We start from the raw sequence: 23,890 nt of genomic DNA, 5'->3' as shown, positions 1-23,890 counted from the left end.
CATCGGGCGACGCATACGATTGCAGTGACCCGCTCGCGTCACTGGCGATTAACGTCGCCCACGGACAGTGGCTGCACGGTCTGCATTCCGCCGGCCGCTGCCGGAGACCTGTACATGAGCACGACACCGACCATCCTCCTCGTCCACGGCTTCTGGGGCGGGGCCGCACACTGGGCCAAGGTGATCCTGGAACTGCATCGCAACGGCCACGACCGTGTGCAGGCGGTGGAACTGCCGCTGACATCGCTGGCCGACGACGCAGGGCGCACCCGGAAAATGATCCGGCAGATCGACGGGCCGGTGCTGCTGGTCGGCCACTCCTACTGGTGGCGCGGTGATCAGCCAGGCCGGCAACGAGCCCAACGTGAAGGGCCTGGTCTACATCGCCGCGTTCGCGCCCGATGCCGGCGAGAGTCCCGGTGGCATCACCCAGCAGCACCTGCCGGAGGCGGCGCCGAACCTTGCGCCGGACAGCGATGGCTACCTGTGGCTGCGTGCGGACAAGTTCCATGAGAGCTTCTGCCAGGATCTGAGCGAGGACGAAGGCCGGGTGATGGCCGTTACCCAGAAGGCACCGCTGGCCAGCACCTTCGGTGATGCGGTCAGCGACCCGGCGTGGAAGCACATGCCGAGCTGGTACCAGCTGTCCCGCCAGGACCGCATGATCGCGCCGGAAAACCAGAAGGCCATGGCCGCAAGGATGCAGCCCAGGCGCCTGCTGGAGCTGGATGCGAGCCATGCCTCGCTGGCTTCGCAGCCGAAGGAAGTGACCGCGCTGATCCTGGAGGCCTGCGCCGCCATCGCCGGCTGATTCCGCGCCAGCGCTCCGCACGACAGCCGCGGCGCAGGGGAGTACACTCCTGCGCCGCGGCTGTCCGGCCGCGTCCCTCTCTTCCCTCCAGCCGCCGCCAGAGGATCCCACCCTATCGTGGAGGTCCCGCCGTGCTGTCTGTGCCTGTTGTCCATACGCCGTCCCCCTTGCCGCGTCGCCGCGCGTTGCCGCAGGCGCTGGCCCGGGGTTTGCTGATCGCTGCTCTGGGCAGCAGCGGTATTGCTGTTGCGCAGTCCAGTACGGATCCAGCCAAGGATTCGCAGGCGCCTGCATCACAGACCCTGCAGACCGTGCAGGTCACGGCCAACCTGCTCGGTACCATCACCGAGGGCAGCGGCGCCTATACGCCCGGCACCATTGCCACCGCGACCCGCCTGGTGCTGACGCCACGGCAGACCCCGCAGACCATCAGCGTGATCACCCGCGCCCAGATGGATGACTTCGGCCTGCACGGCATCGATGACGTGATGCGGGTGACCCCCGGCATCAGCATCGTCACCTACGACAGCGAACGTACCGAGTACTACGCGCGCGGCTTCGCGATCCAGAACTTCCAGTACGACGGCATTCCGATGTCGCGCAATTCGGGGTACTCCGCCGGCAACACGCTCAGCGATACCGCCATCTACGACCGCATCGAGGTGCTCAAGGGCGCGACCGGCCTGTTGACCGGCATGGGCGATCCGGGTGCGACCATCAACCTGGTGCGCAAGAAGCCGGGCAAGGACTTCGCCGGCAGCGCTTCGCTGGGTGTCGGCCGCTGGGACGACTACCGCGCCGAGCTCGATGTGGGTGGCCCGCTGACTGCCGATGGCCGCGTGCGTGGCCGTGCCGTGGGTGCCTGGGAAGACAAGCGCTCCAACCTGGACAACTACCAGCGCACCAGCAAGGTCGGCTATGCCGTGGTGGAAGCCGATCTGGGCGAACGCACGCTGCTGTCGGTTGGTGGCGACGTGATGGACAGCGACCCGAAGGGGTCGACGTGGGGCGGCATTCCGCTGCTGGACAGCGCCGGCAACTTCAACCGCATGCCGCGCTCGTTCAACAATGGTGCGCAATGGGCCGGCTGGCGCCAGTACGTGCGTACCGGTTTCACCACGTTGGAGCACACGTTCGCCAACGATTGGATTGCCAAACTGCAGCTCAACCACCAGGTCAACGGCTATGACGCCGCACTGGCCGGTGCCGCCGCCGGCAATCCTGATCCGTTGACCGGCGAGGGCGTCAGCCTGTGGCTCGGCAAGTACGTCGGCAAGACCGTCAGCAATGCCGCCGACTTCTATGTGAGCGGGCATTTCGGCCTGTTCGGGCGAGAGCATGAGCTGGTGGTCGGTGGCAGTGCCTCGCGCAAGCGCTGGACCAATACCGGCTACGGCCCGCAGGCGGGGTTCCCGGATACCGTGCCGGACTACAGGACCTGGAATGGCGACATTGCCGAACCGCAGTGGCAGCGCACCTATGACAACAATGAAGTGACCCGCGAGAATGGGCTGTACGTGGTTGGCCGCTTCGATCTGGCCGATCCGTTGAAGCTGATCGTCGGCAGCCGCCTGGCCAGTTACCGCTCGCCGGACACGCGAGAGACCGGTGTCCATGTGCCCTATGCCGGCGTGGTCTACGACCTCGGCGAGCATTATTCGGTGTATGCCAGCTACAGCACCATCTTCAAGCCGCAGGGCGAGCGTGACGAGCAGGGCAAGGCACTGGATCCACTGGAGGGCCGCAGCTACGAGGTTGGCCTGAAGGCCGAGTTCTTCGATGGACGCCTCAATGCCAGTGCGGCGCTGTTCCAGCTTGATCAGGACAACTTCGCCCAGCCCACCGGCGGCAAGACACCGGATGGCCTGGATGCCTACCGCGCCTTGATGGGCGTGCGCACCAAGGGTTACGAGCTTGAAATGTCGGGTCAGCTGGCCGAGGGCTGGCAGGTGCAGGGTGGGTTCTCCCACAAGATCGCCCGCCAGGCGGGCACCAAGGTGACCACGCTGGAACCGGAGAACCAGTTCAGCCTGCACACCCGCTACCGTCTGCGTGGCGCCTGGCAGGCGCTGACGCTGGGTGGTGGCGCACGCTGGCAGGATTCGACTTTCGGCGAGATCACCAACCCGGCCACGCGGGCCAAGGTGGTGCATCGCACGCAGCCGTACTGGTTGCTCGATGCGATGGTGCGCTACCAGTTCAACGATCGCCTGTCGGCCACGGTCAACGTCAACAACCTGCTCGACAAGCGTTACTACACGATCTTCAACTGGTACAGCACCTACACCTGGGGCGAGCCGCGCAACGTGCGGTTGAGCTTGAATTACAGGTTCTGACGCAGATGCGCCCGCGATGCTCTGCAGCATCGCGGGCGATGTGGTTACAGCGGCAGGTCGAACACCAGCACTTCGGCATCGTTGCCGTTTTCCAGCGTCAGCTGGGCTTCGTCGCTGACCTGCAGCGCATCACCGGCTTCCAGGGTGATGCCGTTGACCTGCAGCTGCCCACGGGCCACCTGCACATAGGCGCCACGACCGTTGCCAAGCGCATGGTGCAGCTTCTGGCCGCCGTCGAGGATGGTGGCGAAGATGCGGGCATCCTGGTGGATGCGCAGCGAACCGTCGGCACCGTCCGGCGAAGCGATCAGGCGCAGCTGGCCGCGCTTGGTCTCCGGCGCGAAGTGGGTCTCCTCGTAGGACGGCGTGATGTTCTCGGTGTCCGGGAAGATCCAGATCTGCAGGAAGTGCACGGTCTCGTCGGCCGAGTGGTTGAACTCGCTGTGGGTGACGCCGCTGCCGGCGCTCATGCGCTGCACGTCGCCGTAGCGCAGCACTGAGCCGGTGCCCATCGAGTCCTTGTGTTCCAGCGCACCGCCCAGCACGTAGGAGATGATTTCCATGTTGCTGTGGCCGTGGGTGCCGAAGCCCTGGCCGCCGATCACCTTGTCTTCGTTGATCACCCGCAGCGGGCCGAAGCTGACGTAGCGCGGGTCGTAGTAGTTGGCGAAGGAGAAGGTATGGCGCGAGGACAGCCAGCCATGCTCGGCCAGGCCACGGGTAGCGCTCTTGCGGATCTGCAGCATGATGGAATCTCCTTGTTCGATGGTTTCGATGGGGCGGGGTGGGCTGGAAGCCGCTGTGTTTCCCCGTTGGAGAGAAGTATCCGCTTGCGCCTTGGGTTTGAAAAACGGATAGTTTTGACAGCCATCATCGAAAAATTCGAATGCTCAAGCTCAGCCTCGATGCCCTGCAGATCCTGGATGCCATCGACCGGCGCGGCTCCTTTGCCGGCGCCGGCAAGGCCCTGCACAAGGTGCCCTCGACCATCTCCTACACCGTGGCCAAGCTGGAGGAGGACCTGGGCGTTCAGTTGTTTGACCGGGTCGGCCCGCGTGCCGAGCCGACCGAGGCTGGCCGCGCGCTGCTGGACGAAGGCCGGCACCTGCTGCGCGCCGCCCGCGAGCTGGAACTGCGGGTGCGCCGGGTGGCGTCGGGCTGGGAGACCGAACTGACGCTGGCGGTGGATTCGGTGTTCCCGACCTGGCTGCTCGGCCCGGATATCGCCGCGTTTCGCGAGGCCGAGGCACCGACCCGGCTGCGATTGATCGGCGAGGCCCTGTCCGGCACCTGGGAGGCCCTGCTGGACCGCCGTGCCGACCTGCTGGTCGGCGCGCCGGGTGAGGGCCCCAGTGGCGGTGGTTACGTGGTCGAGCCGCTGGGCACGGTGGAGTTCGTGTTCGCGGTCGCGCCCGGTCATCCGTTGGCCGCAGTGCCGGGTGTGCTGGGTCGCGAGCAGCTGGTCGAGCACTGCGCGATCGCGGTCTCTGATTCCGCGCGCAGGCTGCTGCCGCGCACGGTCGGCTTGTTGATGGGGCAGGAGATGCTGACGGTGCCGGACATGGCCAGCAAATTGAAGTTGCAGTGCGAAGGCGTGGGCTTCGGTTTCCTGCCCGAACCGTGTGCGCGCGCTGCGGTGGCGCGCGGCCAGCTGGTGATCCGCGAGGTGGAGGAACACAAGCCGGAAGAGACCTTCTGGCTGGCCTGGCGCACCGGAGAGGATGGCGCCGCACTGCGCTGGTGGCGCGAGCGCCTGCGCAGGCCGGAGCTGTTGTCGCAGTGGTGGCAGGCAATGGCCAGGGGGTAGGGGTTTGGCAGGGCTGCGCCCTGCACCCGCTACGATCCAGAGCAACAGCAACTGCAACAGCAACAGCAACAGCAACAGCAGAAGCTGGTTTCCTGAGGGATGGCGGGGTGGGTCCGGTTGCGGGAGACGCCGTAAACCCGTCCTTGGGGGCTTGGCCGCGGCATCCATGCCGCGGACACTCCCGCAACCGGACCCACCCCGCCTTCGACAGTTTCCGCGATCTGTCGGAACGGCGTACTGCTCTGGTAGGTGTCGACCTTGGTCGACACGGTAGATCCACGCCATGCGTGGATGCTCTTCGATCAATTATCGAAATACTCGAACTCGATGGAGATTTATCCACGCATGGCGTGGATCCATCAGATCGCGGAAATCTGTCAGAGGTGGGGCGGCATGGGCAGGCAGGACCGTTGGCGGCATGGATGCCGCCATCGAGCCCCCATGGGTGAGGGCGCTTTGCTTGCGAAGCATTGCTTCGCAAGCGCCCGAACGCACAGCCGCCAGCGGCTGGGCCGGACCGCGGAGCGGGGTTTACGGCGTGTCCTGCCTGTCCGTGCCGCCCCGCCAGCCCACGGAATGCCAGCTTTTGCCGTTGCCGTTGCCGTTGCCGTTGAGGTTGCCGGCCAGCGGCCGGTACTACCAGGGTGCAGGGCGCAGCCCTGCCGAAAAACACACATAAAAAAACAGCAGGCCGAGGCCTGCTGTTTCGGTGTAATGGTGCGCCCGGAGAGATTCGAACTCCCGACCGCCTGGTTCGTAGCCAGGTACTCTATCCAACTGAGCTACGGGCGCCAATTACATGAACTTGTTGTGCTGACTGTGTATGGTGCGCCCGGAGAGATTCGAACTCCCGACCGCCTGGTTCGTAGCCAGGTACTCTATCCAACTGAGCTACGGGCGCGCGGTACACAATCAAATTTTACTGCATTTCCAGCGGCGGATGCTGGAAACCTGTCGAGTGGTGCGCCCGGAGAGATTCGAACTCCCGACCGCCTGGTTCGTAGCCAGGTACTCTATCCAACTGAGCTACGGGCGCCCTGCGACAGGAGCGGAATTATGCGGATGTCGGCGCGTACCGTCAACAGTTTTGTGAAAATTTTCATCCAACTGAATGAAAAAGCTGTCAGCCACGGCATCAGGGGCCTTCAGCCACGCGAAATGATCGGCGCGCGTGCCCAGTTCCTGCGCGGACAGCACGCGCAGCTGCGCGTCCACATTCGGCAGCTTCGCCAGCAGCGTCTGCATCGATCCGGTGGGGGCCAACCAGTCGTGCTCCATCAGCACCGCCTGTGCGCTGCCATGCACACGCGCCATCTGCGCATCGAGGTCTTCGTCCATGCCGACGGCGGCGTAATGGTTGTTCAGGCCGACGCGCGCCCAGTCGGCGATCAGCCCGCGCGCTTCGGTGCCACCGAAGCCGAGGCGACGGCCATGCAGCACGCCCTGGCGCTGTGCGATCCACGGCAGGAAGCGGTAGACCAGCGGCAGCAGCCAGCCACGCGGTGGTGGGAATCCGCGCCAGAACGGTGAGCCGCTGGCGGCCAGCCACAGCCGGTTGAAGTGCTGCGGGTTGCGGCCGGCATGCACGCAGGCCAGCTGCCCGCCCAGGCTATGGCCGCCGATGATCCAGGGCAGGGCGTCGCCTTCGTCATCCGCTGCGGCCAGGACGGCCTGGCTGCTCGGCAGATCCTGTTCGAGTACCTCGCGATAGCCCCAGTCCTGCGTGCGCGATGGGCGCAGCGAACTGCTGCCGTTGCCGCGCCACTCGTGCAGGTAGACCGCCACGCCCTTCGCCGCCAGCGCCAAAGCCAGTGGCAGGTAGTGGCGCGCGGCCACGCCCAGTGCCGGCAGCCACAGCAGGCGTGCGATGGGCTGTACGGGCACGCAGGCGATCACCTCGTAGCGATGGCCGTCGTCGCACTGCACGGCAAGGACGCTCGGCGTCAGGCTCATGCGTGGGGTGCCGCGCCGAAGTGATCCAGCACCAGCACCTCGCTGCGGCCGGGGGCATAGCCCTGCTGCAGGCCGCGTGCAACGTAGTCGATACCGGCTTCGCAGGCATTGGCCAGGCTCAGGCCATTGCACAGCTGCGCGGCGATGGCCGAGGCCAGCGTGCAGCCGGTGCCATGTGCGTCCAGTGGCAGGCGCGCGTGGATGAATTCTTCGCTGCTGACGCCGTCGAAGTAGCGATCGATCACGCGATTGCCCTCATGCAGGTGGCCACCCTTGAGCAGCACTGCGCCGGCACCGAGGTCGAGCAGGGCCGAGGCGGCCTGTTCTGCGTCTTCGCCGTTGCTGATCTTCCGGCCGACCAGCAGTTCTGCTTCCGGCGTATTGGGGGTGATCAGCGTGGCCAGCGGGATCAGGCGCTCACGCATGGCCTGCAATGCGCTGTCTTCCAGCAGGCGTGCCCCACTGGTGGCGACCATCACCGGGTCCAGTACCACGTGTGGCGGGCGGTGCTTTTCGAGTGCATCAGCGACGGCATGGATCACTTCGGCGTTGGCCAGCATCCCCAGCTTCACCGCGTGGATGTCGAAGTCGTCGAAGCAGGCATCCAGCTGCGCGCGCAGGAACTCGATGGGTGGCACGTGCACGGCGATGACGCCGCGGGTGTTCTGCGCGGTCAGTGCCGCAATCGCGGAAAGGCCATGCACGCGGTGTGCGGCGAAGGCCTTGAGGTCAGCCTGGATGCCGGCGCCACCGCCGGAGTCGGAGCCGGCGATGGTGAGGGCGGAAACGGGAGTGGTCGGGCTCATCGGTTGATTGTGCCGTGGTCCCGCAGGGGAAGGTAGATCCACGCCATGCGTGGATGTCCTTGATTCAATGCCGCCAACGCGCCCATTGCTGGTACAGCACATAACCCAGCCCGGTCAGGCCAGTCAGCAGGGCGGGGGCGAGCAGGGCGTCGTACCGCCAGCGCATGAACAGCCAGGCGCCGAGGACGCCGCCGGCGAGGAAGCCGCTGATGATCAGGCCGCTGAGGGTCAGCCGTCGTACCTGCAGCGGCAGCCCACGCAGCAGGTGGCCCAGGCCGATGCCGAGGTCGGTGAACATGCCGCTGAGGTGGGTGGTGCGCACCACTGCGCCACTGAAGGTGGTGGCCATCGCGTTCTGCAGGCCGCAGGCCATGGCGGCGGCCAGCGCGCCCCAGATCTGGTGTTGTTCAAAGAGCGGAATGGCCACCAGCAGTAGCGCCGATTCCAGCGCCAGTGCCACGCCATAGCGCCGGCCCAGCTGCAGGGCGCTGTCCTGGATCAGCAGGCCGCTGAGCATCGCGCCCAGCGAGAACGCGATCAGCAGCCCCCACAGGTGCCCGACGGCGCGCCAGTCCCCCTGCGCCAGCGCCATGCCCAACTGGCTGGTACTGCCGGTCATGTGGCTGACCGCCTGGTGCTCGAAACCGAGGAAGCCGACCACGTTGACCATGCCGGCCACGCACGAGAGCGCGACCGCGCCGATCCAGACCCAGGTGGGCAGGCGCATTCCCATCGGCGGGGCCCCTCAGGGCCCGCCGAAGCCGCCGTTGAACTGCAGCTCGCTGAAGGTGTTGCTGGCCGGGTCGAACACCGCGCCCCAGAACTGCGTGCCGCCGTCGCAGACGCGGATCGCTTCGCGTGCCGGATTGATGCCGCTGTCGTCGGGCAGGTGGAACGCGTTGACGTAGATCAGCCGCTTGCCGGCGCTTTCGATGCCGACGTACTGGCGGTCGAAGTCCAGCACCTTCGGTACCTGTGCCTCCAGCGACGACAGCTGTGCCTCCAGCTGATCGATCTGCTGCCGGCTGGGTGCCCAGTAGCCGCTGACCCGCCCGGGCTCGCGGCCGGGGCTGGCGCGCGAGCAGGTGTCGAGCACCTGCGCGGCGATGATCGGGCGGGTGACCACCCAGGACTGCCCGGTGCGCTCGGCGGTCGGCACACTGGCCGGGCCGCGCGTGGTGGTGCAGGCGCCGAACACGGCTGCGAGGGTGATCGCAGCCGTGGGCAGCAGCAGGCGGGTGCAGCGGTTCACAACACCTCCGAAGCGTAATCGGCCAGGCGCGAGCGTTCGCCTCGGCGCAGGGTGATGTGCGCACTATGCGGCCAGTTCTTGAAACGATCCACCGCGTAGGTCAGGCCCGAGGTGGTCTCGGTCAGGTACGGGGTGTCGATCTGCTCGACGTTGCCCAGGCAGACGATCTTGGTGCCTGGGCCGGCACGGGTGATCAGCGTCTTCATCTGCTTGGGGGTGAGGTTCTGCGCCTCGTCCAGGATCAGGTAGCGCGACAGGAAGGTACGGCCGCGCATGAAGTTCATCGAGCGGATCTTGATGCGGCTGGCCAGCAGGTCGTTGGTGGCCTGGCGACCCCAGGTGCCGCCTTCCTGGTTGTGCGTGAGCACTTCCAGGTTGTCGGTCAGCGCGCCCATCCACGGCGTCATCTTCTCCTCCTCGGTACCCGGCAGGAAACCGATGTCCTCGCCGACGCTGACCGTGGCGCGGGTCATGATGATCTCGCGGTAGCGCTGCTGGTCCATCGTCTGCGCCAGGCCGGCGGCCAGTGCCAGCAGGGTCTTGCCGGTACCGGCGGTACCCAGCAGGGTGACGAAGTCGATCTCCGGATCCATCAGTGCGTTGAGCGCGAAGTTCTGCTCGCGGTTGCGCGCACTGATACCCCAGACGGCGTGGCTGCCGTGGCGGAAATCATCGACCAGCGACAGCACTACCTTGCCGTCGCCGACCACGCGGCTGACGCGCAGTTCGACTTCGTCTTCGCCGGGCAGGTAGACGTACTGGTTCGGGTACCACTCCTCGCCGTCCTGCGCCTGGATTTCGTAATGGCTGCGGCCCTTGTCGCTCCAGCTGCGCAGGTCGTCACCGTGGCGCTTCCAGAAGTCTTCCGGCAGCTCGGTGGCGCCGGTGTAGAGCAGGCTGAAATCGTCCAGCGCGCGGTCGTTTTCGTAGTCCTCGGACACGATGCCGGCGATGGCGGCCTTGATCCGCAGGTTGATGTCCTTGGAAACGAACACCACCGGCAGGTCCGGCGTTTCTTCCTTCAGCGCCAGGATCGCGCCAAGGATGGCATTGTCGGGAATGACCTTTCCAAAGCTCTTGCCCGCGTCGAAGTGGCTGGTCTGGAAGCGCAGCTTGCCGGCGCTCTGCTTGCCGCGCAGCTGCAGGCCGTTGGGGCGCTGCAGCGGAATGCCGTCGGCCAGGTTGTCCAGGCCGGATTCCTGCACCAGCTCGTTGAGGAAGCGGCTCACCTGGCGGGCGTTGCGGCTCGCTTCGGAGGTGCCCTTCTTGCCGTTGTCCAGCTCCTCGATCACCTGCATGGGCAGGTAGATGTCGTGCTCCTCGAATTTGAACAGCGCGGTCGGATCGTGCATCAGCACGTTGGTATCCAGCACGTAGATGCGCTTGCCTCGGGTCATCGTCGATTCCTGGTTACGGACAGGGAAAAACCACCACGGCCTGCTGCGGGGCAGGGTGATGGCAGACACAGTAGGCAGTGGGACTCACTTGGACTGGGAGGCCTTCAGTTCGGCGAGAACGGCATCGGCATGGCCGGCAACCTTGACCTTGCGCCAGGACTGCACGATGCGGCTGTCGGGGGAAATCAGGAAGGTGCTGCGTTCGATGCCACGTACCTGCTTGCCGTACATGTTCTTCATCTTGATCACGTCGAAGGCGCTGCACAGCGCTTCGTCGCCATCGCTGACCAGCGGGAAGTTGAAGCCCTGCCTGGCACAGAAGTTGTCGTGCGACTTCACCGAGTCGCGAGAGACGCCGAGCACGACCGCGCCGGCCTTCTTGAACTTCGGCAGCAGGGCGTTGAAGTCGATGCCTTCGGTGGTGCAGCCGGGAGTGCTGTCCTTGGGGTAGAAGTACAGCACCAGCCACTGGCCGGCATAGTCGCCGAGAGTGGCCTGGTCGCCACCGGACAGCGCCAGCGGCAGGGAAAGGGTGGTGCTGCCCAGGGTATCGCCGTTGTTCATGAGGTCCTTCTGTCGAGCCTGGGTTGTTTCTACGACAATTGCATGAAACGCCACGCGCCCGTGAGAGGCGCGCGAAAAATCCGCACTCCCAATCAGAATTTCATCGGGTCCATGATCGCGTCCAGGTTCAGGTGGTCGCAGAACTCAAGGAAATCGTCGCGCAGCGCGGCGATGTGCATGTTGGCCGGTACGCCGATGGTGACCTGTGCACTGAACATCTCCGCACCGGTCTGCATGGCGCGGTAGCGCGTGCTCTGCAGGTTCTCGATGGTGATGCCCTGGCGGTCGAAGAAATCGGCCAGCTGGAACAGGATGCCCGGCTTGTCGGCGGCGATCACTTCGACAATGTACGGCAGCAGGTTGGACTGCGCCTGCTTGGCCGCGGTGCGGTACCAGACCAGCTTCAGGCCTTCCTCGCGCTCCAGCCGGGTCAGCATCGCCTCCAGCTTGGCCACCGAGTCCCAGGAGCCGGTGGCCAGGGCGGTGACCGAGACATCGCGGCCGACCGTGGCCAGGCGTGCGTCCACCAGATTGCAGCCGCTGTCGGCGATGCGGCGGGTGACGGACAGCAGGGGGGACTCCGGATGCGTCGTATAGGCGTTGATCAGGAGGTGGTTTTCGCTCGGCGCGGGGCGCGGGGTGGTGTCGGTCAAGGCGATTCCGGGTAATGCATGCGTTAGTCTGAATGCCCGCCAGAGGCGGGGATCCACCGGTGTCCAGCATACTTGCCCGTGCTTTCGCGCCGCAAGTAACATTCAGGTCGCCCCCGGCCTTTCGTGGCGGGCGTTTTCCCTTTCCAGCCAAGAGCAGCACGTCCTTGTCCCTTTCCGGCCTCATCACCGCGCTGGCGACCCCGTTCCGGGCCGACGGCGCCCTCGATCCCGACGGTTGGCAGCGCCTGCTGCACCTGCAACTGGAAGGTGGCGTCCATGGCGTTGTCGTTGCCGGCTCGACCGGCGAAGCGGCAACCCTCACCGATGCCGAGTACGACCTGCTGCTGGCCAGCGCGGTCGAACGCATTGGCGGCCGCATCCCGGTCATGGCCGGCACCGGCCTGTCCGGTACCGCCAAAACCATCGAACAGACCCGTCGTGCGGCCGCGCTTGGCGCCAGCCATGCACTGGTGGTCACCCCGCCTTACGTGAGGCCGACCCAGGCCGGCCTGATTGCCCATTATCGTGCGGTCGCCGACCAGGGCGGGTTGCCGGTCGTGCTGTACAACGTGCCCGGCCGTACCGGTTGCGACATGCAGCCGGAGACCGTGGCCGAACTGGCCAGCCACCCCAACATCGTCGGCATCAAGGAGGCGGTGGGCGACACCGGCCGGGTGCAGGCGCTGCTCGCACTGCGCAGCTCGCAGTTCGCCGTGCTCAGTGGCGACGACGGTACGGCCGCGCGTTCGATCCGGGCCGGTATCGACGGCCTGATCTCGGTCGGCTCCAATGTGCTGCCCGGCGCCTACCGCCGCATGTGCGAGCTGGCCGCCGCCCATGACCACGAAGCCACCGAGTCCTGGGATGCGCGCCTGCAGCCGTTCCATGATTTCTGCGGTGTCGAACCGAACCCGATTCCGGTCAAGGCGCTGCTGCGCCGTATCGGCATCGGCCATGACCTGCGCCTGCCGCTGCTGCCGCTGTCGGCGTCGCACCACGCGGCCGCCGACCATCTTGCCGGCGACATCGCCGCCCTTGAAGCCCTTTCCAGCCACTGACCTTCCGTCTTGGTCTGACCCAGGAGATTCACATGCGTCAATCCGTTTCCACTGTCCGCGTGCTGTCCTACGCCCTGCTTGCGGTGGCCGTTGCCGCCGGCACCACCGGCTGCTTCAAGCGTGGCGTCAAGGGCGACTATGCCCTGGCCCCGGAAATGCGTCCGCTGGAAGTGCCGCCGGACCTCAACCTGCCGGCCACCACCGGTGACAACAAGGTGCCGGCGCTGGTGTCGGCCACCAAGCCGGCGGCGCCGGCGGCTGCGGCTCCGGCCGTTGGCAATACCGGTTTCACCATCGCCGGTGGCAAGGATGAAGCCTTCGCCAAGGTCGGTACCGCGCTGGAAGGCGTGGAGGGCGTGACCATCGCCAGCCGCGCCCAGCTGCTCGGCTCGTATGACGTGGCCTACGAAGGCGGCAACTTCCTGGTCCGCGTGGTCGCCGTCGATGCCGGCGCCTACATCTCCGCGGTCGACCCGCGTGGCCTGCCGGCCACCGCCGAAGCGCCGGTGAAGCTGATCGCCGCGCTGAAGGCGAAGCTGGCCCAGTAAGGGCTGCCTCTGGTAGAGACTGACCTTGGTCGGCGCTTCTGTGCCAACCAAGGTTGGCACCTACCGGATCGCAAGGTCGGCATGCCGTATCGCGAGGTTGGCATACCGGATCGCAAGGCTGGCATGCCGGATCTTGCGGTTGGCGTTCACCGGAAAACAGAAAAGGGCGCCCGTGGGCGCCCTTTTCGTTGCCGCCGTGGGCGCTTCTCAGCGCTCCAGCAGCTTCAGCTTGTCCGGCTTGCCATCCCATTCGCCGGCGTCGGCGGGCGGGTCCTTGCGCACGGTCAGCACCGGCCACTCCTTCGCCAGCTCGGCGTTGAGGGCGACGAAGCCTTCCTGGCCGGCGGGGACATCGTCCTCCGGGAAGATCGCGTTGACCGGGCACTCCGGCTCGCAGAGGGTGCAGTCGATGCACTCATCCGGGTCGATCACCAGGAAGTTCGGGCCTTCGTGGAAGCAATCCACGGGGCACACTTCCACGCAATCGGTGTGTTTGCACTTGATGCAGTTTTCGGTGACGACAAAGGGCATGGGCTGGGGGTGGATCGATTCCTGAACCCGCCAATTCTAGAACAGGTTGGCCCCCGCTGTCGGCGCGGGGCGGAAATCGGGCGTCTGGCAGGCGCGGCCGTGGCAGTCATTGGCGGCAGGGCGGGGCCTGTGCGACGCTGGGGGTCAGCCGGCTGCGTCGGGTGGCCGGCCCCCTTCCCAGCAGGATCGTCAATGTCACCAGCCCAGCCCAGCATCGCACTCCATGGCGGTGAGAACACTGCATTCATCGTCCTGATCAGCTGCGTGGCCACGCTCGGTGGATTCCTGTTCGGCTTCGACAGTGGTGTCATCAATGGCACCGTCGATGGCCTGCGTCAGGCCTTCAACTCCAGCGAGGCGGCGCTCGGTTTCGAAGTCGCCTCGATGCTGCTGGGCTGCGCGATCGGTGCGTTCCTGGCCGGCTGGCTGGGCGACCGCCTGGGACGCCGCGGTGTCCTGATCGTGTCGGCGCTGATGTTCCTGGTTTCGGCGCTGGGCGCCGGCGCAGCCCACGCCTCGTGGCTGTTCATCGCGGCCCGCGTGCTGGGCGGCTTTGCAGTAGGGGCGGCCAGCGTGATGTCGCCGGCCTACATCGCCGAGGTGGCCTCGGCGCGCTATCGCGGGCGCCTGGCCACAGTGCAGCAGATGGCGATCATCTGCGGCCTGTTTGCGGCCTTCCTCAGCAATTACCTGCTGGCCCGCGCCGCCGGGGCGTCGACCGAGCCGCTGTGGCTGGGCCATGAGGCGTGGCGATGGATGTTCTGGATGCAGGCGCTGCCCTCCGCGCTGTTCCTGCTGTTGCTGCTGGTGATTCCGGAAAGCCCGCGCTTCCTGGTGCTGAAAGGCCGCCAGGGGCAGGCGAGGGCGGTGCTCGCGCGGCTGTACGGTGATACCGCGGCGGCGGCCAAGCAGGCCGAGATCGAAACCAGCCTGGCCCAGGACCAGCACAAGCCGCGCTTCAGCGACCTGCGCGACACGGTCAGCGGCAAGCTGCGGCCGATCCTGTGGATGGGTATTGGCCTGGCCATGTTCCAGCAGCTGGTCGGCATCAACGTGGTGTTCTACTACGGCGCAGTGCTGTGGCAGGCGGTCGGCTTTTCGGAAAGCGACGCGCTGTTGATCAACGTGCTGTCCGGTGGGCTGAGCATCGGTGCCTGCCTGCTGACCGTGCTGTTGATCGACCGCATCGGGCGCAAGCCGCTGCTGTGGATCGGCTCGGTCGGCATGTCGGTGGCGCTGGTGCTGATGGTGGTCGCGTTCGCCAGTGGCAGCCTGGCCGACGGTCGCCTGCAGCTGTCCGACGGCATGGGCCGGCTGGCGCTGGTCGCGGCCAACGTCTACGTGGTGTTCTTCAACATGTCCTGGGGCCCGGTGATGTGGGTGATGCTGGGCGAGATGTTCCCCAACCAGATCCGCGGCCCGGCGCTGGCGGTGGCGGGTGCGGCGCAATGGACCTCGAACTTCGCGATCACCGTGACCTTCCCGATGCTGCTGGCCGGCATCGGCCTGGCCGGCGCCTATGGCATCTACACGGTGGCGGCCATCCTCTCGATCTTCTTCGTGGTCCGCTACGTGCGCGAGACCAAGGGCAAGGAGCTGGAGCAGATGGAAGGCTGACGGCGACTGGCTTCGGTTGTGTCCCGTTGGCGCCTGCTTGTCCAGAGTGTGAGGGGGCGGCCTGCCCCCTCCTGACAGTTCATGGTGCGTGCGGATGCGGCGAAGCGCTGGCCGGTTGTTGCCGCAGCTCGCGGGAAACCGTCCAGAGCCGGTGGGGTCACCCAGGGCAGGACCGTTGGCGCCATGGATGGCGCCATTGAGCCCCCATGGATGGGTTTACGGCGTGTCCTGCCCTGGGTGACCCCACCGGCTCAAGCCGATTGCAGGCCCGGAAAACAGAAAAGCCCGCACAAGGCGGGCTTTTTCGGTTCCTGCTGCGGCGACTGGCGCTCCCTAGGGGACTCGAACCCCTGTTTTAGCCTTGAGAGGGCCACGTCCTAACCACTAGACGAAGGGAGCGTAACTGTGTCGCTGCCGAGGCAGGAGCGCTAGTATATGCACCTCGATGCCATTGGGCAATCCCGAAACTTCAACCGGAAGCGCCAACATCATTTCCTCTGCTACATCACCGTTCAGCCTGCGCGTCATCCCGCGCGACCAGCACACGATCTCCCGCAAGGACATCAGCCCGAACGCCCTGCGCGTGCTTTATCGCCTGCGCGATGCCGGCTTCGGCGCCTACCTTGTCGGCGGCGCGGTGCGCGACCTGCTGGTCAATGGCCAACCCAAGGATTTCGACGTGGCCACCGACGCCACGCCCGAACAGGTCAAGCAGCTGTTCCGCAACTGCCGCCTGATCGGCCGCCGTTTCCGCCTCGCCCACGTTGTGTTCGGCCGCGAGATCATCGAAGTCGCCACCTTCCGCGCCAACAGCGATGACGGCAGTGGCGACCGCGAGATGGAAAACGGCATGCTTGTGCGCGACAACGTGTACGGCACCATCGAAGACGACGCCGTCCGCCGCGACTTCACCTGCAACGCCCTGTACTACGCCATCGAGGACTTCTCGGTGCGTGACTACACCGGTGGCTTCGAAGACGTGCAGGCGCGCCTGATGAAGCTCATCGGCGACCCGGTACAGCGCTACCAGGAAGACCCGGTGCGCATGCTGCGCGCCGTGCGCCTGGCGGCCAAGCTCGGCTTCCAGATCGAAGAGGGCACCGCCGCGCCGATCCCGCAGCTGGCTGGCCTGCTCAACGAAGCCGCGCCGGCACGCCTGTTCGAGGAAGTGCTGAAGCTGTTCCTGTCCGGGCACGGCGTGGCCAGCTTCGAAGGCCTGGAGCGCTACGGTCTGCTCGACGTGCTGTTCCCGGAAAGCGCCAGGGCGTTGAAGTCCAACCGCACCGGCGCGCTGCGCCGCATGCTGGTCGAGGGCCTGGCCAATACCGATGCCCGCGTGGCCAACGACGAGCCGGTCTCGCCGGCGTTCCTGTTCGCGCTGTTGCTGTGGCCGGCGTTCTGCCGCGCCCAGGCGACCCTGCTCAAGCAGGGCGTGGCGCCGGAAGAGGCGCAGCGTCGTGCCGCCGACCGCGTCACCGTGCAGCAGCTGAGCACCATCGCGCTGCCGCGCCGCTTCTCGCTGCCGATGCAGGAAATCTGGCTGCTGCAGTCGCGTTTCAGCTCGCGCCAGCGCAAGCGCGTGTTCCGCACGCTCACCCATCCGCGCTTCCGCGCCGCGTTCGACTTCCTCAGCCTGCGCCAGGTGGCCTCGGCCGAGCACGCTGCCGATGTTGAATTCTGGCGCGAGGCACAGGCCCAGTCGGGCCGCGAGCTGGAATCTTCGCTGGACGCGATGCACAGCGAAGAGGGCGATGACGAGAACGGAGCACCGCGCAAGCGTCGCCGTCGTCGCCGCCGCCCGGGGGCCTCGGCCGGTGCAGCTGGCGAATAAGCAATGACGCCAGCGTGGATCGGCCTCGGCGCCAACCTCGGCGATGCGGCCACGACTGTCGGCGCGGCGATCACTGCGCTGGACGGCCTGCCTGGGACCCGCGTGCTGCAGGCCTCGCGCCTGTACGCAACGCCGGCCTGGGGCAATGAAGACCAGCCACCGTTCGTCAACGCGGTGGCCGCGGTCGAAACGTCACTGGCAGCCGATGAACTGCTGCAGGCGATGCTGGCGCTGGAGCAGGGCTTTGGCCGCGTGCGTGATGCGGCGGTGCACTGGGGGCCGCGCGCGCTGGACCTGGACCTGCTGCTGTATGGCGCGCAGGTGCTCGACCAGCCCGGCCTGCAGGTGCCGCACCCCTACATGCACGAGCGTGCCTTCGTGCTGGTGCCGCTGGCCGAAATCGCGCCGGATCTGGCCATCCCCGGGCATGGCCGCGTGCGGGATGCAGTGATGCGGGTGGATGCCTGCGGGATCGCGCCGATAGGGTGATAATGCCCGGGTTATCTCCCCCGGTTATCAGCACATGAGCACCCACGCAGACAGCAAGCCCTGGACCGTTCCCGCCCTGGCCGAGGCCAAGCGCAATGGCCAGAAGCTGGTCATGTTGACCGCCTACGACGCTGGCTTCGCCCGCACTTTCGACGCAAATGGCGTTGACCTGATCCTGATTGGCGATTCGCTGGGCATGGTCGTGCAGGGCCATGATTCGACCCTGCCGGTGACCGTGGCCGACATGGTCTACCACACCCGCGCCGTGGCCCGTGTGCTGCAGCGCGCGCTGCTGGTGGCCGACCTGCCGTTCGGTGCCGATGCCACTCCGGAGCGCGCGCTGGATGCTTCGCTGCAGCTGCTGCAGGCCGGTGCCGAGATGGTCAAGATCGAAGGTGCCGGCTTCAAGGTCGACATCATCCGCTACCTGGTTGAGCGTGAGATTCCGGTCTGTGCGCATCTGGGCCTGACACCGCAGTCGGTGCTGCGCCTGGGCGGCTTCAAGATCCAGGGCCGCGGCGATGCCGCGCGCCAGCTGGTGGAAGATGCCAGGGCCGTGGCCGCTGCCGGCGCCAGCATCATGGTGCTTGAGTGCGTGCCGACCCCGGTTGCCGCCGAGGTGACCGCTGCGGTGGAGGTGCCGACCATCGGCATCGGTGCCGGCCCGCAGTGCGACGGCCAGGTGCTGGTGCTGCACGATTTCCTCGGCCTGGACAGTGGCCATCGCCGCCCCAAGTTCGTCAAGGATTTCCTTGCCGAAGGCGGTTCGGTGGCCGGTGCCACCCGCGCCTACGCCGACGCCGTGCGCGACGGCAGCTTCCCCGACGAACAGCACGCTTACGCCTCATGATCCAGACCTTCAACGAGCTCGGCGCATTGCGCGAGCAGATCGCCCAGTGGAAGCGCGAGGGCCTCCGCGTGGCGCTGGTGCCGACCATGGGCAACCTTCACGGTGGCCATCATTCGCTGGTGACCCTGGCCCGCCAGTACGCCGACAAGGTCGTGGCAAGCATCTTCGTCAACCCGACCCAGTTCGGGCCGAACGAGGATTTCAGCCGCTATCCGCGTACGCCCGAGGCCGATGTGGCCGGGCTTGAGCAGGTCGGCTGCGATGCGGTGTGGCTGCCCAGCGTCGAGGCCATGTACCCGCTGGGCGTGGACAAGACCACGCAGATGCACGCGCCCGGCGTGAGCGAGGTGCTGGAAGGTGCCAGCCGCCCGGGCCACTTCGATGGCGTCTGCACGGTGGTGGCGCGCCTGTTCCTGCAGGTGCAGCCGGACGTGGCCGTGTTCGGCCGCAAGGACTACCAGCAGCTGGCGGTGATCCGGCAGATGGTGGCTGAGCTGTCGTTCCCGATCCAGATCGTCGGCGCGGACATCGTGCGCGACGAGGATGGCCTGGCCAAGAGTTCGCGCAACCAGTACCTGAGCGCCGAACAGCGCCCGGTCGCGACCACCATCCACCGCACCCTGCTGGGCATGCGCGAAGGCTACGTGGCCGGGCAGGCGCGTGATCGCATCGAGGCCGACGCCACGGCGGCATTGCAGGCGGCCGGTTTCCAGGTCGACTATGCGGTGCTGCGCACCCCGGAGCTGGCCGAGCCGACGTTCGATGGCGGTGGCCGCGTAGCGCTGATCGCCGCGCGCCTGGGCTCCACCCGCCTGATCGACAACCTGGAGTTCTGAGCCGCATGCGGCCCGGGGGCGCCCACAATGGGCGCCTCGCACCTTCCCATGGACGGGAGAACGGCAATGAAGACACCCTCCACTGACGCTGGTCGGCTTGCGCAGGCGTTGATCCTGGCCGTGCTGGCTGCCGGCATGCTGCCGGCGCAACTGTTTGGCGGCCTGTTGTTCGCGCTCGAATTCAGGCGCACGCCGATGCCCGCGCTCACCGGCGGTGGACTGATGTTCGGGCTGGGCGTCTGCGTCGCCATCGCGGTGTTCCTGCCGATGGCGTTGCTCCTGCGGTCTCGGTGGCCCCTGCGCCGGACCCGCTTCGTGCTTGCAGGGTCTGCTCTGGGCGCGCTGGCCATGGCCATCCATGAGTGGCCGGGCGCGATCCATGGGCCGCTGCTGCAGCGCCTGCGCTATGTCGATACATTCGATGTGATCAGCTATGGGCTGACGGTGTTGGCTGCAGGGGGCCTGGGCCTGGCCTCCGGGCTGGCCTTCCATACGGTGTTCAGGCTGTCACTGCAGGGCGGTGCCGTCCATGCCACGCCGCCGCCGCCGGGCGAGGGCGCCTGAACGGCCTTCAGCGTCCTGCCGCAGGCCCCTGACGACGGCCAAGCGGGTGCTAGAATCCGCTCTTTCCTTTGCCGTTGCAGCGCCCCCATGCACCTGTCCCTGCTCAAGACCAAGATCCACCGCGCCACCGTCACCCATTCCGAGCTGAACTACGAAGGCTCGATCGCCATCGATGACAACCTGCTGGCTGCCACCGGCATCCGCGAGTTCGAGCAGGTGCACATCTGGGACGTGACCAACGGTGCGCGCTTCTCGACCTATGCCATCCGCGCCGAAGCCGGCAGTGGCGTTGTCTCGCTCAACGGTGGCGCCGCGCGCCACGTGCAGGTCGGTGACATCATCATCATTGCCGCGTTCGCCAGCATGACCGAGCAGGAAGCCGACAGCTTCAAGCCGAAGCTGGTGTACGTTGATGGCAAGAACCAGATCACCCACACCAACGACACGATCCCGACCCAGGCCGCATGACAACGAACAACGGATTCGACTCGCTGCATTCCCACGCCCAGCGCCTGAAGGGCGCAAGCATCCCCGGCCTGCTCGCCGCCGAACCCGGCCGCGTGCAGGACCTGGCGCTGCGGGTCGGTCCGTTGTACGTCAACTTCGCCCGGCAGAAATACGATGCCGCGGCGTTGCAGGCATTGCTGGCGCTGGCTGCCGACCGTGATGTCGGTGGTGCCATCACCCGCCTGTTCCGTGGCGAGCAGGTCAACCTGACCGAGGGTCGCGCCGCGCTGCACACCGCACTGCGCGGCGACGTGGTCGATGCGCCGGTGGCGGCCGAGGCCTATGCCACCGCGCGCGAGATCCGCCAGCGCATGGGCGTGCTGGTGCGCGCGCTGGAAGACAGTGGCGTGACCGATGTAGTCAGTGTCGGCATCGGTGGTTCCGACCTTGGCCCGCGCCTGGTCGCCGACGCGCTGCGTCCGGTCAGCGGTGCGCGCCTGCGCGTGCATTTCGTATCGAACGTGGACGGCGCGGCCATGCAGCGTACGCTGGCCACGCTGGATCCGGCCAAGACCGCCGGCATCCTGATCTCCAAGACCTTCGGCACCCAGGAAACCCTGCTCAACGGCCAGATCCTGCACGACTGGCTGGGGGGCAGCGATCGCCTGTACGCGGTCAGTGCCAATCCGGAACGTGCCGCCAAGGCCTTTGCCATCGCCGCCGATCGTGTGCTGCCGATGTGGGATTGGGTCGGCGGCCGCTATTCGCTGTGGTCTGCGGTCGGTTTCCCGATCGCGCTGGCGATCGGCTTCGAGCGCTTTGAACAGCTGCTGGAAGGTGCTGCGCAGATGGATGCGCATGCGCTGGATGCACCGCTGGAGCGCAACCTGCCGGTGCTGCACGGCCTGACCGACATCTGGAACCGCAACCTGCTGGGCCATGCCACGCATGCGGTGATGACCTACGACCAGCGCCTGGCGCTGTTGCCGGCCTACCTGCAGCAGCTGGTGATGGAAAGCCTGGGCAAGCGTGTGCAGCGTGATGGCCAGCCGGTCACCACCGATACCGTGCCGGTGTGGTGGGGAGGCGCGGGCACCGATGTGCAGCACAGCTTCTTCCAGGCACTGCACCAGGGCACCAGCATCGTTCCGGCCGACTTCATCGGCTGCGTGCACAACGACGATCCCTACACGATCAATCATCAGGCCCTGCTGGCCAATCTGCTGGCGCAGACCGAAGCACTGGCCAATGGCCAGGGCAGCGACGACCCGCACCGTGATTACCCGGGCGGCCGCCCGAGCACGCTGATCCTGCTCGACGCGCTGACCCCGCAGGCGCTGGGTGCGCTGATCGCCATGTACGAACACGCCGTGTACGTGCAGTCGGTGATCTGGAACATCAACGCCTTCGACCAGTTCGGTGTCGAACTGGGCAAGCAGCTGGCCAGCGGCCTGCTGCCGGCGCTTCAGGGCGAGGATGTGGCCGTTGCCGACCCGATGACCCGCGAGATCCTTGCGCAGCTGAAGGGCTGAGGCTCTGGTAGTGCCGGCCGCTGGCCGGCAACCTCATGAACGATCGAAGCATCACCTGGATGCCGGCCAGCGGCCGGCACTACCAGAGCGGACGGGTTGCCGGCCTGCGGCCGGCACTACCATGAAGGGCGTGGTGCCTCAGCGGCTCGGGTCGCGTTCCGGGCTGGGCCGCTTGGCCAGCTTGCGCTGCAGCGAGCGCCGGTGCATGCCGAGCAGGCGCGCGGCTGCCGACACGTTGCCGCCGGTCTCGTGCATCGCCTGCTGGATGTGTTCCCACTGCAGGCGGCTGATCGGTGTCATCGCGTCGGGCACTTCCATTTCGCCATCGTCGGCCGGGCCGTCATCCTCCTCGCCCAAAGCGCGAAGGATCATCGGCACCGTGGCTGGCTTGGGCAGGTAATCGTCCGCACCGAGCTTGATCGCTTCCACCGCGGTGGCGATGCTGGCGTAGCCGGTCACCAGCAGGATGCGCATGTCCGCGCGCAGCGCACGCAGCGGCTGGATCAGCGCCAGGCCGGAATCGCTGCCCAGCTTCAGGTCGATCAGGGCGAACGCGGGTGGGTGCTGGCGCGCCAGTGCCAGCGCGCTGGCGGCATCCTGCGCGGTCTGCGTTTCAAGCCCCTTGCGGGCCAGGCTGCGCTGCAGGGTGCGCAGGTACAGTTCGTCGTCGTCGACCAGCAGGCCGAGGGTTGAGGCGCTCATGGGGTTTCCTCGCGTGGGGCCAGCGGCAGGCGGAAGCCGACGCGGCTGCCGGCCCCCTGGGCCGGACGCATCCACATCTCGCCGTCGAGGCGTTCGATCGTGGCATGGGACAGGGCCAGGCCGACCCCCATGCCTTCACTCTTGCTGCTGCCGAACAGCTTGCCCGGCAGCACCGCGGCGCGTGCGTTGAAGCCGTGGCCGTAGTCGCGTACTTCGCCGATCAGATCGTCGCCTTCGATGCGCAGGTCCAGGTCCACGCGCGGCCGGCCGGCCTGTTCGCCGGCATCGGCGGCATTGTTGAGCAGGACCATCAGCAGGTGGCCCACGCCCGGGTCGAGCGGCAGCCGCAGCGGCGCATCGTCGTTGCGGTGCAGGTCGATGGTCGGTCGCACCAGGCGCCATTGCTCCAGCACCTGCTGCGCGCTGGAATGGCTGCGTCCGGGCGCATCGGCCGAGGCCGGTGCGGCCAGCGCCAGCACGCGCTCGCGGCACTGCACCAGCAGCTCGCGCAGGGTTTCCATGTCCTCGCGCACTTCCGGCTCTTCACTGCGTTCGGCCACGTCGTCGGCGAGCAGGGTCATGGTTGCCAGCGGCGTGTTCAGTTCATGCGCCACCGAGGCGGCATGGGTGGCCAGGGCGACGATGCCCTCGTTGCGGGCGAAGCGTTCGCGCAGGGCCGAGAGTTCCAGTTCGCGCTGGCGCAGCGCCAGCGCCAGGCGGGTGGAGAAGGCCAGTACGACCGCCGCGGAAATCAGGAAATTGGCGACCACGCCCCAGCGGTTGAGGTCCTGCGCGCGGAAATAGCCGTCCGGCAGCGACTGGCCGAAGATGCCGCTGGCGGCGTAGCCGAGCAGGCAGGCCAGTGCCACCGCCAGCGCCCAGCGCAGGGGCAGGGCGAACGCGGCCAGTGCGATCAGGATCAGGAACAGCGAGCTGAACGGATTGGCCATGCCGCCGCTCCAGCCGACCATCCAGGTCAGGATGATCACGTCCACCAGGATGTGGCCGAATGCAGTCAGCGGTGCGGTGTCGGCCGCTTCCGGGCGCAGCTGGGTGTAGATGTTGAACAGGGTCAGCACCGCCACGCCGGCCCACAGCGGCAGCTGCGGCAACGGCAGCCCCAGCACCCAGGTGGCGACCAGGATGGTGGCGGCCTGGCCGCCTACTGCAAGCCAGCGCAGGCTGCACAGGGTTCGGAGAAACGGGGCGTCGGGACCGGTCATTCACGCTCATCGTATGCGTTCGCGCGTGACCGTGCCTGCGACAATCGGCCGCAGCCGTGCCGCCGGCTGAATGCGAGTCACCC

General features: G+C 66.9%; 23 protein-coding genes, 4 tRNA genes and 1 pseudogene. 13 read left to right on the top strand and 15 right to left on the bottom strand.

Going from position 1 to position 23,890, the window contains the following annotated elements; all coding sequences use genetic code 11:
- Nucleotides 1-114: 114 nt before the first annotated feature.
- A pseudogene (locus tag AC5P78_RS17525) lies at nt 115-811 on the top strand (alpha/beta hydrolase).
- A gap of 131 nt (nt 812-942) precedes the next feature.
- Nucleotides 943-3,147 carry a TonB-dependent siderophore receptor gene (locus AC5P78_RS17520; RefSeq protein WP_138969705.1) on the top strand — a complete coding sequence of 735 codons (2,205 nt, stop codon included), beginning with the start codon at nt 943-945 and terminating at the stop codon, nt 3,145-3,147.
- 44 nt (nt 3,148-3,191) lie between these two features.
- Here AC5P78_RS17520 and AC5P78_RS17515 read toward each other — a convergent pair whose 3' ends face one another.
- Nucleotides 3,192-3,893, bottom strand: a complete 702-nt coding sequence (locus tag AC5P78_RS17515; RefSeq protein WP_005409043.1) for a pirin family protein — start codon at nt 3,891-3,893, stop codon at nt 3,192-3,194.
- Nucleotides 3,894-4,033: 140 nt separating this feature from the next.
- Between AC5P78_RS17515 and AC5P78_RS17510 the strand changes: the two genes are divergently transcribed.
- Nucleotides 4,034-4,954, top strand: a complete 921-nt coding sequence (locus AC5P78_RS17510) for a LysR family transcriptional regulator (protein ID WP_005409044.1) — start codon at nt 4,034-4,036, stop codon at nt 4,952-4,954.
- Between the two features lie 715 nt (nt 4,955-5,669).
- Here the strand turns inward: AC5P78_RS17510 and AC5P78_RS17505 are convergent.
- The 10 genes from AC5P78_RS17505 to AC5P78_RS17460 form a co-directional block, all read right to left on the bottom strand.
- Nucleotides 5,670-5,746, bottom strand: a tRNA-Arg gene (locus AC5P78_RS17505).
- Nucleotides 5,747-5,778: 32 nt separating this feature from the next.
- Nucleotides 5,779-5,855: transfer RNA gene (locus AC5P78_RS17500), tRNA-Arg, on the bottom strand.
- A gap of 58 nt (nt 5,856-5,913) precedes the next feature.
- A tRNA-Arg gene (locus AC5P78_RS17495) sits at nt 5,914-5,990 on the bottom strand.
- Nucleotides 5,981-6,907, bottom strand: coding sequence for an alpha/beta hydrolase family protein (locus tag AC5P78_RS17490; protein WP_076739271.1), 927 nt, complete (start codon nt 6,905-6,907; stop codon nt 5,981-5,983). Before AC5P78_RS17490 ends, AC5P78_RS17495 begins: the two co-directional genes overlap by 10 nt.
- Nucleotides 6,904-7,713, bottom strand: a complete 810-nt coding sequence (thiD, locus tag AC5P78_RS17485) for a bifunctional hydroxymethylpyrimidine kinase/phosphomethylpyrimidine kinase (RefSeq protein WP_005409046.1) — start codon at nt 7,711-7,713, stop codon at nt 6,904-6,906. The genes AC5P78_RS17490 and thiD overlap by 4 nt, the downstream gene beginning before the upstream one ends.
- Nucleotides 7,714-7,777: 64 nt before the next feature.
- A complete protein-coding gene (locus tag AC5P78_RS17480) occupies nt 7,778-8,446 on the bottom strand; it encodes a YoaK family protein (RefSeq protein ID WP_043035016.1) in 669 nt (222 codons plus the stop codon).
- A gap of 12 nt (nt 8,447-8,458) precedes the next feature.
- Nucleotides 8,459-8,965 (bottom strand): hypothetical protein, encoded by a 507-nt coding sequence (locus AC5P78_RS17475; RefSeq protein WP_060380687.1) that lies wholly within the window; start codon nt 8,963-8,965, stop codon nt 8,459-8,461.
- Nucleotides 8,962-10,362, bottom strand: coding sequence for a PhoH family protein (locus tag AC5P78_RS17470; protein WP_005409049.1), 1,401 nt, complete (start codon nt 10,360-10,362; stop codon nt 8,962-8,964). Before AC5P78_RS17470 ends, AC5P78_RS17475 begins: the two co-directional genes overlap by 4 nt.
- Nucleotides 10,363-10,446: 84 nt before the next feature.
- Nucleotides 10,447-10,926 carry a peroxiredoxin gene (locus tag AC5P78_RS17465; RefSeq protein ID WP_495217307.1) on the bottom strand — a complete coding sequence of 160 codons (480 nt, stop codon included), beginning with the start codon at nt 10,924-10,926 and terminating at the stop codon, nt 10,447-10,449.
- Between the two features lie 92 nt (nt 10,927-11,018).
- Nucleotides 11,019-11,579: a glycine cleavage system transcriptional repressor gene (locus AC5P78_RS17460; RefSeq protein WP_005409051.1), complete on the bottom strand. Its 561-nt coding sequence runs from the start codon at nt 11,577-11,579 to the stop codon at nt 11,019-11,021.
- Between the two features lie 164 nt (nt 11,580-11,743).
- Here AC5P78_RS17460 and dapA point away from each other — a divergent pair, with 164 nt between their 5' ends.
- The gene (dapA, locus tag AC5P78_RS17455; RefSeq protein WP_099527496.1) at nt 11,744-12,637 is read left to right on the top strand and encodes a 4-hydroxy-tetrahydrodipicolinate synthase; all 894 of its coding nucleotides are present in this window, start codon (nt 11,744-11,746) and stop codon (nt 12,635-12,637) included.
- 32 nt (nt 12,638-12,669) lie between these two features.
- Nucleotides 12,670-13,185 (top strand): hypothetical protein, encoded by a 516-nt coding sequence (locus tag AC5P78_RS17450; protein WP_495217306.1) that lies wholly within the window; start codon nt 12,670-12,672, stop codon nt 13,183-13,185.
- 207 nt (nt 13,186-13,392) lie between these two features.
- Here AC5P78_RS17450 and fdxA read toward each other — a convergent pair whose 3' ends face one another.
- Nucleotides 13,393-13,716, bottom strand: a complete 324-nt coding sequence (gene fdxA, locus AC5P78_RS17445; RefSeq protein ID WP_005409054.1) for a ferredoxin FdxA — start codon at nt 13,714-13,716, stop codon at nt 13,393-13,395.
- 192 nt (nt 13,717-13,908) lie between these two features.
- On the opposite strand from fdxA, the gene AC5P78_RS17440 reads away from it, so the two are divergent.
- Nucleotides 13,909-15,333: a sugar porter family MFS transporter gene (locus AC5P78_RS17440; protein ID WP_138969704.1), complete on the top strand. Its 1,425-nt coding sequence runs from the start codon at nt 13,909-13,911 to the stop codon at nt 15,331-15,333.
- A gap of 324 nt (nt 15,334-15,657) precedes the next feature.
- On the opposite strand, the gene AC5P78_RS17435 is transcribed toward AC5P78_RS17440, so the two are convergent.
- Nucleotides 15,658-15,732 (bottom strand) — tRNA-Glu (locus tag AC5P78_RS17435).
- A gap of 52 nt (nt 15,733-15,784) precedes the next feature.
- Between AC5P78_RS17435 and pcnB the strand changes: the two genes are divergently transcribed.
- The 7 genes from pcnB (at nt 15,785) to pgi (ending at nt 21,882) form a co-directional block, all read left to right on the top strand.
- Complete coding sequence (gene pcnB / locus AC5P78_RS17430; RefSeq protein WP_032965757.1) at nt 15,785-17,164, top strand: polynucleotide adenylyltransferase PcnB; 1,380 nt, start codon at nt 15,785-15,787, stop codon at nt 17,162-17,164.
- 3 nt (nt 17,165-17,167) lie between these two features.
- A complete protein-coding gene (folK, locus tag AC5P78_RS17425; protein WP_012479761.1) occupies nt 17,168-17,653 on the top strand; it encodes a 2-amino-4-hydroxy-6-hydroxymethyldihydropteridine diphosphokinase in 486 nt (161 codons plus the stop codon).
- A 34-nt stretch (nt 17,654-17,687) separates the two neighbouring features.
- Complete coding sequence (gene panB, locus AC5P78_RS17420) at nt 17,688-18,503, top strand: 3-methyl-2-oxobutanoate hydroxymethyltransferase (RefSeq protein ID WP_005409058.1); 816 nt, start codon at nt 17,688-17,690, stop codon at nt 18,501-18,503.
- The gene (panC, locus tag AC5P78_RS17415) at nt 18,500-19,339 is read left to right on the top strand and encodes a pantoate--beta-alanine ligase (RefSeq protein WP_012479762.1); all 840 of its coding nucleotides are present in this window, start codon (nt 18,500-18,502) and stop codon (nt 19,337-19,339) included. Before panB ends, panC begins: the two co-directional genes overlap by 4 nt.
- A 66-nt stretch (nt 19,340-19,405) precedes the next feature.
- Nucleotides 19,406-19,903: a hypothetical protein gene (locus tag AC5P78_RS17410; protein ID WP_044569834.1), complete on the top strand. Its 498-nt coding sequence runs from the start codon at nt 19,406-19,408 to the stop codon at nt 19,901-19,903.
- An 87-nt stretch (nt 19,904-19,990) separates the two neighbouring features.
- Nucleotides 19,991-20,371, top strand: a complete 381-nt coding sequence (gene panD / locus AC5P78_RS17405) for an aspartate 1-decarboxylase (RefSeq protein WP_005409061.1) — start codon at nt 19,991-19,993, stop codon at nt 20,369-20,371.
- A complete protein-coding gene (gene pgi / locus AC5P78_RS17400; protein WP_012479764.1) occupies nt 20,368-21,882 on the top strand; it encodes a glucose-6-phosphate isomerase in 1,515 nt (504 codons plus the stop codon). The genes panD and pgi overlap by 4 nt, the downstream gene beginning before the upstream one ends.
- Before the next feature lie 138 nt (nt 21,883-22,020).
- Here the strand turns inward: pgi and AC5P78_RS17395 are convergent, their stop codons facing one another.
- Both AC5P78_RS17395 and AC5P78_RS17390 read right to left on the bottom strand, forming a co-directional pair.
- Nucleotides 22,021-22,584, bottom strand: coding sequence for a response regulator transcription factor (locus AC5P78_RS17395; protein WP_005409063.1), 564 nt, complete (start codon nt 22,582-22,584; stop codon nt 22,021-22,023).
- Nucleotides 22,581-23,807: an ATP-binding protein gene (locus AC5P78_RS17390; protein ID WP_060380643.1), complete on the bottom strand. Its 1,227-nt coding sequence runs from the start codon at nt 23,805-23,807 to the stop codon at nt 22,581-22,583. The genes AC5P78_RS17395 and AC5P78_RS17390 overlap by 4 nt, the downstream gene beginning before the upstream one ends.
- Nucleotides 23,808-23,890: the final 83 nt, after the last annotated feature.

The organism is Stenotrophomonas sp. YJH_SMC_133 (assembly GCF_059370655.1).
Note: the sequence above shows the minus strand (reverse complement) of the source record. Positions and strands in the feature narration are given on the sequence as shown.

Excerpts from the sequence above, each read along its gene's own strand:
- AC5P78_RS17515 (WP_005409043.1), bottom strand. The coding sequence starts at position 3,893 with ATGCTGCAGATCCGCAAGAGCGCTACCCGTGGCCTGGCCGAGCATGGC.
- AC5P78_RS17510 (WP_005409044.1), top strand. The coding sequence starts at position 4,034 with ATGCTCAAGCTCAGCCTCGATGCCCTGCAGATCCTGGATGCCATCGAC.
- AC5P78_RS17490 (WP_076739271.1), bottom strand. The coding sequence starts at position 6,907 with ATGAGCCTGACGCCGAGCGTCCTTGCCGTGCAGTGCGACGACGGCCAT.
- thiD (WP_005409046.1), bottom strand. The coding sequence starts at position 7,713 with ATGAGCCCGACCACTCCCGTTTCCGCCCTCACCATCGCCGGCTCCGAC.
- AC5P78_RS17480 (WP_043035016.1), bottom strand. The coding sequence starts at position 8,446 with ATGGGAATGCGCCTGCCCACCTGGGTCTGGATCGGCGCGGTCGCGCTC.
- AC5P78_RS17470 (WP_005409049.1), bottom strand. The coding sequence starts at position 10,362 with ATGACCCGAGGCAAGCGCATCTACGTGCTGGATACCAACGTGCTGATG.
- AC5P78_RS17465 (WP_495217307.1), bottom strand. The coding sequence starts at position 10,926 with ATGAACAACGGCGATACCCTGGGCAGCACCACCCTTTCCCTGCCGCTG.
- AC5P78_RS17450 (WP_495217306.1), top strand. The coding sequence starts at position 12,670 with ATGCGTCAATCCGTTTCCACTGTCCGCGTGCTGTCCTACGCCCTGCTT.
- fdxA (WP_005409054.1), bottom strand. The coding sequence starts at position 13,716 with ATGCCCTTTGTCGTCACCGAAAACTGCATCAAGTGCAAACACACCGAT.
- AC5P78_RS17440 (WP_138969704.1), top strand. The coding sequence starts at position 13,909 with ATGTCACCAGCCCAGCCCAGCATCGCACTCCATGGCGGTGAGAACACT.
- folK (WP_012479761.1), top strand. The coding sequence starts at position 17,168 with ATGACGCCAGCGTGGATCGGCCTCGGCGCCAACCTCGGCGATGCGGCC.
- panB (WP_005409058.1), top strand. The coding sequence starts at position 17,688 with ATGAGCACCCACGCAGACAGCAAGCCCTGGACCGTTCCCGCCCTGGCC.
- panC (WP_012479762.1), top strand. The coding sequence starts at position 18,500 with ATGATCCAGACCTTCAACGAGCTCGGCGCATTGCGCGAGCAGATCGCC.
- AC5P78_RS17410 (WP_044569834.1), top strand. The coding sequence starts at position 19,406 with ATGAAGACACCCTCCACTGACGCTGGTCGGCTTGCGCAGGCGTTGATC.
- panD (WP_005409061.1), top strand. The coding sequence starts at position 19,991 with ATGCACCTGTCCCTGCTCAAGACCAAGATCCACCGCGCCACCGTCACC.
- pgi (WP_012479764.1), top strand. The coding sequence starts at position 20,368 with ATGACAACGAACAACGGATTCGACTCGCTGCATTCCCACGCCCAGCGC.
- AC5P78_RS17395 (WP_005409063.1), bottom strand. The coding sequence starts at position 22,584 with ATGAGCGCCTCAACCCTCGGCCTGCTGGTCGACGACGACGAACTGTAC.
- AC5P78_RS17390 (WP_060380643.1), bottom strand. The coding sequence starts at position 23,807 with ATGACCGGTCCCGACGCCCCGTTTCTCCGAACCCTGTGCAGCCTGCGC.